This window comes from Kitasatospora sp. NPDC101157 (genome assembly GCF_044768255.1).
GTDB lineage: Bacteria > Actinomycetota > Actinomycetes > Streptomycetales > Streptomycetaceae > Kitasatospora.
On sequence record NZ_JBIWPL010000017.1, the window covers coordinates 1 to 2,465 of the forward strand.

At 70.8% G+C, this 2,465-nt stretch carries 1 protein-coding gene and 1 rRNA gene; both read left to right on the top strand.

Features of this window, described 5'->3' with window-relative positions; genetic code table 11:
* Window positions 1–83 (top strand): 5S ribosomal RNA (gene rrf, locus ACIRVF_RS28145); the annotation flags it as partial.
* Between the two features lie 176 nt (window positions 84–259).
* On the top strand, window positions 260–2,371 hold the full coding sequence (locus tag ACIRVF_RS28150) for a phosphocholine-specific phospholipase C (RefSeq protein ID WP_402823556.1): 2,112 nt from the start codon (window positions 260–262) through the stop codon (window positions 2,369–2,371).
* The last annotated feature ends 94 nt before the right edge of the window (window positions 2,372–2,465 follow it).

A 2,465-nucleotide genomic window follows, 5' to 3' on the forward strand; every position in this document is an offset into this window, starting at 1 on the left:
ACATTCCGAACCCGGAAGCTAAGCCTCACAGCGCCGATGGTACTGCAGGGGGGACCTTGTGGGAGAGTAGGACGCCGCCGAACAATCATTCAGAAGAACCCCCATCCGGATTCCGGATGGGGGTTCTTCGCGTTTCCGGTACATGAGTTGGCCGAAAGATCACGCTACGTTCGCCGACGCACTGTGTACGTCCCGCCTGCGGCCCGTATGTTCGAGCCCCAGCGGAACCCGTACATCCACCGATCGGGAAGGACCCCACGTGGCCTCCATCGACAGGCGCCGATTTCTCCAGCTGGGCGGTGCGTCCGTGGCCGCCGCCGGCCTCGGTGCGTTCCCGCCCGTGGTCGGCAAGGCGCTCGCCCTGCCCGCGATCGGCCGGACGCGTTCGATCAAGGACGTCGAACACGTCGTCATCCTGATGCAGGAGAATCGTTCCTTCGACCACTACTTCGGCACTCTCCGGGGCGTCCGCGGTTTCGCCGACCCGCGCCCCACCCTGCTGCCCGACGGCCGTCCCAACTGGCACCAGCCCGCCGCCGCGGTGAGGACCGGGCGCTACCACGACCGCGGCCTGCCGGCCTCCGAGCAGGAGGTGCTGCCCTGGTACATCGACCCCCGGAACACCACCGAGCACCAGGCCGGCACGGACCACGGGTGGAGCAGCGGCCACCTCGCCTGGAACGAGGGGCGGCACGACCAGTGGGTGAACCAGAAGCAGGACGTCATGACGATGGGTCACCTCAAGCGTCAGGACCTTCAGTACCACTTCGCCCTGGCCGACGCCTTCACGGTCTGCGACTCCTACTTCTGCTCCGTCCACGCCGACACCGCGCCCAACCGCATCTATCTGTGGACCGGCACCAGCGACCCGCGCAACGTCCACGGCCGCAAGCCCAACGGGCCCGGCCTGGAGGAGCGCAACGACCGGAACGGCTACACCTGGACCACCTACCCGGAGCGGCTGGAGGAGGCCGGGGTCAGCTGGAAGCTGTACCAGGGCGGTTCCGGTGAGCCGGGCACTCCGACCGACAACTACACCGACAACTCGCTGATGTTCTTCGAGCGGTACCAGGTCGCCGAGGGTGCTTCCGGTCCGCTGGTGGAGAAGGGCGCGACGGACCACACGCTCAAGGAGTTCCGGGCCGACGTCGAGCAGGGCCGGTTGCCCCAGGTGTCCTGGATCGTCCCGCCGTACAAGTACAGCGAGCACCCCTCCGCCACGCCCACCGACGGCGCGTACTACATCAACCTGGTGCTGGACGCGCTCACCTCCAACCCCGAGGTGTGGGGCCGGACCGTCTTCCTCATCAACTACGACGAGAACGACGGGCTGTTCGACCACGTCGTCCCGCCGATGCCGCCGGTGGTCAGCCGCCCGGGCGGTCAGGGCATGGTCTCCTCCGACCTGGAGGCGAGCCTCGGCGACGAACTGCTCGACCTCGCCAGGTACCCGGGCGAGATGAGCCCGCTGGTCCCTGGGGCGGACCGCGGCGGACTGCAGCCGATCGGACTGGGCCCGCGCGTGCCGCTGCTGGTCATCTCCCCGTGGTCGCGCGGTGGTTGGGTCTGTTCGGAGACCTTCGACCACACCTCGGTGCTCCGCTTCCTGGAGGCCCGGTTCGGCATCGAGGAGCCCAACATCAGCGCCTGGCGCCGCGCGGTCTGCGGTGACCTGACCTCGGCGCTCGACTTCTCCGGCGCCGACCCCGGGCCGGTCTCGATCCCGGTGCCGGCGCCGATCGCCTCGCGGGGCAAGCCGTACCAGGTGCCGCTGCCGCAGCGGATGCCGACCCAGGAGCCGGGCACCCGTCCGGCCCGCGCGCTCCCGTACGACCTGCGGGTCAACGAGGACGAGACCTACGACCGGACGGTGTTCCAGCTGAGCCTCACCAACAGGGGCAAGGCCGGTGCCTGGCTCTACGTCTACGACCGGATGGCTCCGGGGGCGGCCCCCCGTCGCTACACCGTCTCGGCCGGCGACAGTTTCGAGGACCACTGGCCGCTGGTCGACGGCGGTTACCACCTCGTCGCCCACGGGCCGAACGGCTCGGTGCAGGAGTTCGAGGGCAGGACGGTGGGTGGCCTGGTCGCCCGCTTCGAGCCGGCGAGGAACAGGGTGCGGGTCACCGTGTCCAACCACGGGGAGACGACCCGGACGGTCACCGCCGAGGAGGCGTACACCAAGGGCGCCGAGCAGGGCCGTACCCTGCGCCCCGGTGAGGAAACCCGGTTCACCTTCGACCTGCCCGCCGGCGGCCGCTGGTACGACGTCACCGTCACGGCGGCGGCGGACGGTCCGGCGTTCCGCCGCCGCTGGGCCGGCCACCTGGAGAACGGTCGCCCGGGCACCAGCGACCCCGGCCCCCGTTGACCGGCGGCCCGGACTCCTAGGGCCGTGGGGGGGGGGGCCCACCCGGGCCCCCGCCCCCCCCCGCCCCCCCCCCGCCGGTCCCGGCGCGCCCGCC